This window comes from Flavobacterium sp. (genome assembly GCF_025352015.1).
Lineage (GTDB): Bacteria > Bacteroidota > Bacteroidia > Flavobacteriales > Flavobacteriaceae > Flavobacterium.
Map to the genome: position 1 here is coordinate 45403 of NZ_JANXUG010000008.1, position 6335 is coordinate 51737.

At 28.2% G+C, this 6335-nt stretch carries 7 protein-coding genes; all 7 read left to right on the forward strand.

The genetic code is table 11. The features are described from left to right. Positions 1–3: 3 nt before the first annotated feature. Positions 4–861, forward strand: a complete 858-nt coding sequence (locus tag Q0Q96_RS00715) for an NAD(P)-dependent oxidoreductase (RefSeq protein WP_293870286.1) — start codon at positions 4–6, stop codon at positions 859–861. Continuing rightward, on the forward strand, positions 840–1817 hold the full coding sequence (locus Q0Q96_RS00720) for an ATP-grasp domain-containing protein (RefSeq protein ID WP_293870288.1): 978 nt from the start codon (positions 840–842) through the stop codon (positions 1815–1817). Before Q0Q96_RS00715 ends, Q0Q96_RS00720 begins: the two co-directional genes overlap by 22 nt. Continuing rightward, entirely contained in the window at positions 1818–2462 is a 645-nt protein-coding gene (locus Q0Q96_RS00725; RefSeq protein ID WP_293870290.1) for an HAD-IA family hydrolase, read from the forward strand. A gap of 3 nt (positions 2463–2465) precedes the next feature. Then, the gene (locus Q0Q96_RS00730) at positions 2466–3392 is read left to right on the forward strand and encodes a glycosyltransferase family 2 protein (RefSeq protein WP_293870292.1); all 927 of its coding nucleotides are present in this window, start codon (positions 2466–2468) and stop codon (positions 3390–3392) included. Further along, positions 3392–4024, forward strand: coding sequence for an acetyltransferase (locus Q0Q96_RS00735; RefSeq protein ID WP_293870294.1), 633 nt, complete (start codon positions 3392–3394; stop codon positions 4022–4024). Before Q0Q96_RS00730 ends, Q0Q96_RS00735 begins: the two co-directional genes overlap by 1 nt. Further along, positions 4025–5152, forward strand: a complete 1128-nt coding sequence (gene rffA / locus Q0Q96_RS00740; RefSeq protein ID WP_293870296.1) for a dTDP-4-amino-4,6-dideoxygalactose transaminase — start codon at positions 4025–4027, stop codon at positions 5150–5152. It begins immediately after the preceding gene. 421 nt (positions 5153–5573) lie between these two features. Then, positions 5574–6335, forward strand: a 762-nt coding sequence (locus Q0Q96_RS00745; protein WP_293870298.1) for a hypothetical protein, incomplete at its 3' end; no start/stop codon positions are given.

Genomic DNA, 6335 nt, shown 5'->3' on the forward strand with positions numbered 1-6335 from the left:
TAAATGAGTAATAATAAAAACATAGCCATTGTTGGTGCAAATAGTATTTTAGGACAGGCTATTTATGAAAGATTGATTAAAGACTATGCTGTTTTTCAAGTTTACCATCTTAATATTGATGCAATCAAAAATAAAATTAATTTAATTCAAATAGATGATTTTTTAAAAACAGATATAGATTTTAAAATCATCTATTACATAAGTGCTGCGATAAGTTTTAAAGAAGATATAACAACTATAAATTCACTATTTCACACTAATATAAAGCTACTTAAAACAGTTTCAAACACTTTTACTAATTCAAAAATAATTTATGCCTCGTCAGTAGCTGTTTTTGAAATAAATGCTGCCATAGTTACTGAAATAAGTCCTGTTTTACCCTACAGTAGTTATGCTTTTTCTAAACTTTGGGCAGAGCAAATAGTTGCAAATCATGTTGGAGGAGGAGTTACAATTCGCCTATCATCACTTTATGGGATTGGAATGAAAAACAATAGTTTTTTGCCAAAAATAATTTATGATGCTATATCAAATAAACAGATTACTATTTTTGGAGACGGAAGTCGAAAACAAAATTACATTAGTGCAGATGAAGCTTCTGAATATTTTTATAAAGCTATTCATTATCCAGATAAAATAAAATTATTGGCAGTTAATAGTCAATCCTATTCTAATCTAGAAGTGGCGCAAATGATTGTTAAAAGTATTCAGGATGTAAAAATTATTTTTTTGGCACAAGATACTTCCACTAGTTTTAATTATAATAATAATTTCACAAAAAATATTTTAAAAATTAATCAAGATTATTCATTTAATGAATCAATCCAAGAAGTTATTCAATGGATTCAAAAACTGTATTAGTTACCGGAATTGGCGGTAATGTTGGTCAAGGAATTTTAAGAAATATAAATTCGTTACATTGGCCTGTAAAAATTGTGGGGTGTAACGTTACTGAATTTTCATCAGGAAACTATCTCTGCGATAGTACTCATTTAGTTCCGTATGCTTTTGATAAAGAGTATGTTTCAGAAATAAATAAAATAATTGATAATGAAAATATAGATTTAATAATTCCTTCTACAGATTACGAAGTTTATTATTTAGCGCTAAATCATAAAAAGATAAATGCAACAATTGTAGCCTCTGATGCTACCATTGCTAAATTATTTTTAGACAAATATTTGACCTATAAGTGCTTTTATGAAAATAATATTCCGTTTGCCAAGTCATGGCTTCCAAAAGATTTTGATTTTTCATGTGAAGAATATATTGCTAAACCTAGAGAGGGTAGAGGCTCAAGAGGAATCATATTAAATCCTGAAAATCCTCAACAGTTAAACGATGAATACATCATTCAGCCTTTTCATAAAGGAATAGAAATTACTACGGCAGTTTATGTTACTAAAAAAGGAAAATTACATGGACTATTTTCAATGGAACGACAATTAGAAAACGGAACTACCTCGCAAACTATAGTAAATAATAATTATAATAAAGTTTTTGAGGATATTGCAAAAAAAATAATTGATTTGGGAGGTGTAAGAGCTAGTTTCAATCTCCAAAGCATCATCGATAAAAATGGAGCTATATTTCCATTTGAAGTAAACGGAAGAATATCGGGCACAAACTCTATCCGTCACAATTTAGGTTTTCAAGATGTGAAATACATTCTTCAGGAATATTTATATAATCAAGAACCAGATCCCGTTGCTACTATAAACGGAATCGCTACAAGAATTTATTTAGATGTAATTTATAAAGGCGCAACTAATTTTGAGGCGTTAAATAATAAAACTTCCAATCCTATACTTTATTAAATGGATTCAAAAATTCAATACATACTTTTTGATGTTTCTGGCACACTCATGTATAAGCCGAAATTGTATACTGTTATTTCAGAAGTTTTAAACAAATATGGATATGATGTAGCATTGCATGAACTGAAACTCAAGCACAAATTACTTTCAGAAATTATTCATTTTCCAGATAAAACAAGTAAAAAGTTTTATAATGAATTTAATTCAGAGTTGCTTTATTCACAAGGAATATTGCCCAATGAATCAATTCTAGAAGCCATTTTTTCCAGTTGTTCTTATTTACCATGGGAAAAATTTGAAGATACCAAAGTGCTATCTCAAATTAGTTTGCCAATGGGAATTATATCTAATTTTAATTCTAGTTTAAAAGAAAAATTAAACGATTTTTTTAGTCCAATCTTTAACACTATTTTAGTTTCGGAAGAAGTTGGAATTGCTAAACCATCAATTGAATTTTATACTAAAGCTTTAGAAAAAATTTCTATCGCTCCTGAAAATATTCTTTATATTGGTGATTCTATTAAGTTAGATATGGAACCAGCACTTAAGCTGGGAATGAAAACATTACTTATTGACAGAGAAAATTATTTTCCGAATTATAATTGTGCTATAATGGATTTAAAACAAATTCTAAATTATTTATAAATAGTGAAAAAATTACTTTCATTAGTGGTTCCAGTTTATTACGAGGAAGAAGTGATCTTGCAATTTCTTAAAGAGACTAAACTTGTTTTAGACGAGCTTCCGTTGGACTATGAGTATATTTTTGTTGACGATGGGAGTAAAGATAAAACGGTCGCAATTATAACCGAACAGGCAATAAACAATGATAGAATTAAGCTTGTTGTTTTTTCTTATAATCAAGGAAAAGCAGCAGCAGTTTCGGCAGGTATTGCTCATGCAAAAGGAGATTTTTTGCTTTATATGGATCCAGATTTGCAAGATCCACCAAATGAAATCCCAAGGTTTGTTGACGAAATTGAAAAAGGATATGATTTAGTATGGGGAATTAGATCTGAAAAAAAAGACACTTTTTTGAATAAAATATTTTCCAAAATCTTTTGGAGTACATTGAATAAATTTACTGGATTAGAAATTCCAAAAGGGATAGCCGTTATGCGAATTTTTAACAGAAGTTTTGCCGAAGAATTTTTAAAATATCAAGAATCAAACCGATTTATAGAAGGAATTTTTATTCATATATCAAAAAATTGGAAAACCATAGAAATTGAACAAAGAGACCGATTTGCTGGAAAAACAAAGTTTAATTTTAAGAAAAAAATGCAATTAGCTTTTGATGCAATTTTCGATTTTTCAGAATTACCACTTAAAATGGCGGTTAAATTTGGGATTGTAATCTCAATTATTGGTTTTCTTGGATTGATTGTTTTATTACTTTTAAAAATCTTTTTTATTCATTTCCAATCGGGTTGGCCATCAATAATTGCTGCAATTATTATTGGTTTTGGTCTTCAATTATTTTTTTTAGGAATTGTATCCTTATACGTTGGAAGAATTTATAAAGAAGTAAAACAAAGACCAATGTTTTCTATAAAAAGCAAAATAAATTTGTAATGAAAAAGACATTAGCAATCATTGGCGCAGGAGATTTAGGACAACAAATAGCACACTATGCCATTGTCGATAATCATTATAATAAAGTTGTTTTTTTTGATGACTTTATAACAAATACAGAAATTGCTGGGCATAAAGTATTAGGAAAAATAATAGATGTTCAAGTCGCTTTTAAAAATAATATTTTTGATGAATTGCTAATAGGAATTGGATACAAACATCTAAATTTTAAAAAAGAAGTTTATAATAAATTTGAAAATAAAATTCCTTTTGGAAAACTAATTCATTCAACATGTTGGATAGATGAAACTGTCAAAATTAGTCCAGGTTGCATAATTTATCCAAAATGTATTATTGATGCCCATGTAACGTTAGATTGTAACACTATTGTTAACATTAATTGTTCAATCTCCCACCATAGTTCTATTGCTCAACATTGCTTCTTATCGCCTAGAGTAGCTATTGCTGGTTTTGTAAAAGTCGGAGAACTATCAATTATTGGCATAAATGCTACATTAATAGATAATATAAATATTGCTCCTAGCACTCAAATTGGTGGTGGAGCTGTTGTCGTAAATAATATTTTAACTAGTGGATTATACTTTGGAAATCCAGCAAAGTTTATTAGATAAATGATACCTTTTAACAAACCTTATTCCACAGGAAAAGAAACAAAATATATTGAAGATGCTGTTGCTAGAGGTAAAATCTCGGGCAATGGTTATTACACACAATTGTGTCAGTCATTTTTAGAAAAAAAATATGGGTTTAATAAATGTTTATTAACAACCTCATGTACAGATGCGCTTGAAATGGCAGCCATTTTGATTAATGTCAAAGAAGGCGATGAAATTATTATGCCATCTTATACTTTTGTTTCTACTGCCAATGCTTTTGTTTTGCGTGGTGCAAAGATTATTTTTGCTGATAGTAGAAGTGATCATCCTGGCATTGACGAAGACAAACTAGAAGCACTCATTACTACAAAGACAAAAGCTATAATACCAGTGCATTATGCTGGTGTTGCATGTAATATGGACAAGATAATGAGTTTAGCAAAAGATTATAATTTGTTTGTCATTGAAGATGCAGCCCAAGCTATTGATAGTTTTTATACTGGGAAAGATGGTATAGAAAGAGCTTTAGGTTCTATAGGACATTTAGCTGCATTTTCATTTCATGAAACTAAAAATATAATTTCGGGCGAAGGAGGAATGTTAGTGATCAATGATGAAAAATTTGCTGATCGAGCAGAAATCATCTGGGAGAAAGGAACAAATCGGTCAGCCTTTTTTCGAGGTGAAGTTGATAAATATGGTTGGGTAGATATTGGGTCAAGTTTTTTGCCTTCAGAAATTATGGCTGCGTTTCTTTGGGCGCAATTAGAAAACATTGAAGATATTCAAAAAGTTAGAAAAACGATATGGAATCAATATTATGAACAATTAATTGTATGGGCTTCTAATAATAATATCCAAATCCCTTTTATACCTGATTATGCTACAAATAATGGTCATATGTTCTATGTTATATGTGAATCATTAGAACAAAGACAAGTTCTAATAAATAAATTAAAAAAAGATTCAGTTCATGCTGTATTTCATTACATTAGTCTTCATAAAAGTCCTTTTTTTAAAGCTAAATACATTGGTTCAATATTAAAAAACACAGATATTTTTTCGGATTGTTTACTACGATTGCCTATGTTTTATGAGCTTGACACCAAAAATGTTATTAAAACTATTCTAAACCATGATTGAAATAATAAAAAAAAACATTGCCCGATTAGCGTTTCTAAATGAGAAGAAAACAAGCCTTTCTTTATTTGTAATTTTTGCGATTCTAAATTTAGTTTATTTTATAAAAAATTTCTTTTTTTATTTTTTTAATAAAGGCTCCAATGCTGATGAATTTTACGAATACAATGTATATCAACTTTCAAACCTCACTTTAAAAAAGTTATTTTATACGCCTTCTCAACCATACATTTTTATAAGTTCTTGTTTTAATTTTTTTTTAAACAATCCTAAAATTTCAACAAGGCTAGTATCTTTATTATGTGCAATTATATTGATTAAGTTTTTTATCAAAAAAATAAATAATCTTAAAGATGGTTTTATAGAAAAACTATATAAATCTTCACTGTTTGTTTGCGCTATTTTGATAACAAATCAGCTTTTTATGGGAACATCTGATTTTTTATCTTTTTGTTTTTTAATTGCAGGGTTTCTAATGATAGTAGAAAGTATCAGCCTAAATAAAATTAATTTAAGTAACTCAAAATCTGTTTTAGTAGGTTCGTTTTTAGGTTTAGCTATGGCAACCAGACCAACTGCTATGGTTTTAATAATTTCGTTATTTATTTCATTATTTTTAATTTTAGGTTCAAAATCCATTTTTTGCCGTACTAGTTTGACAATAGTAGTTTCATCAGTACTTTTCTTTTGTGTAATTAATATTTTGCCGATAGTACAAAAGCACACTGTAGTATTAGATGTAAAAGAAATTGCAAAAGAAACTGGTGTCAATTGGTTTCAGCGTAATTATTTAATGGCAAAGTTTTGGGATTCAAATAAAATACCAACTACAAAATGGATTTCAACTCAAGAAGTAATAATTTTTAAAAAAGAAAATCCAAACTTTGTTTTTCCTAAAAATCAATTTGAACTTTTGATTAAAGAACCAAAATTGTATGCTAAACAAATGATACGAATGACAATAAAAGCAATCTACACAAGTTATAGATTTATGTACTTTTTATTCATAGTTTTATTATTTTCATTTGTAATAAAAAAAATTAAGAACATATCAATTAATGAGGAAATCATAAATCAAAATAAAGTTATTATAATTTTTCACTTCATAAGTATTTTATTGTTTTCTTTTTTAGCTGTGAAATTATTTGAATTTAGATGGGTAATTCCTTGTATGGTTTTATATATC

Excerpts from the sequence above, each read along its gene's own strand:
- Q0Q96_RS00715 (WP_293870286.1), top strand. The coding sequence starts at position 4 with ATGAGTAATAATAAAAACATAGCCATTGTTGGTGCAAATAGTATTTTA.
- Q0Q96_RS00720 (WP_293870288.1), top strand. The coding sequence starts at position 840 with ATGGATTCAAAAACTGTATTAGTTACCGGAATTGGCGGTAATGTTGGT.
- Q0Q96_RS00725 (WP_293870290.1), top strand. The coding sequence starts at position 1,818 with ATGGATTCAAAAATTCAATACATACTTTTTGATGTTTCTGGCACACTC.
- Q0Q96_RS00735 (WP_293870294.1), top strand. The coding sequence starts at position 3,392 with ATGAAAAAGACATTAGCAATCATTGGCGCAGGAGATTTAGGACAACAA.
- rffA (WP_293870296.1), top strand. The coding sequence starts at position 4,025 with ATGATACCTTTTAACAAACCTTATTCCACAGGAAAAGAAACAAAATAT.